This is a genomic window from Olsenella uli (assembly GCF_016899935.1).
GTDB classification, from domain to species: Bacteria; Actinomycetota; Coriobacteriia; order Coriobacteriales; family Atopobiaceae; genus Thermophilibacter; species Thermophilibacter uli_B.
The window spans coordinates 1-280 of sequence record NZ_JACJJK010000029.1 but is presented as its reverse complement, the minus strand read 5'-3'; the positions used below and the strand labels follow the sequence as shown (position 1 = coordinate 280).

General features: G+C 32.1%; 1 protein-coding gene. It reads right to left on the bottom strand.

The window, feature by feature from the left end; all coding sequences use genetic code 11:
• Positions 1–280, bottom strand: a 280-nt coding sequence (locus H6A07_RS09725; protein ID WP_275100640.1) for a hypothetical protein, incomplete at both ends; no start/stop codon positions are given.

Here is a 280-nt window from a genome sequence, read left to right as displayed (position 1 = left end):
TCCCATCCATGAACAAAGTGCTATCTTGCAGTTGCAGGATGTAGTTTTCTTTTTGTTCAACACTGCTACTTTTCTACAGAAGTTTTTCTTGATACTTTTCCGCATTAAAATATGAGTGTGAAAGAAAACATAGCCAACAAAGTCAATTCCTCTATTATCAACCGGGAATATTTGATAATTGTCTTTTAAATTTAAATGAAGCTTATTATGCAGATATGATTTTATATCTCCAAGCAGAGAGTGAAGCTCTTCTTTGTTTGATGAAAGTATTACCATATCA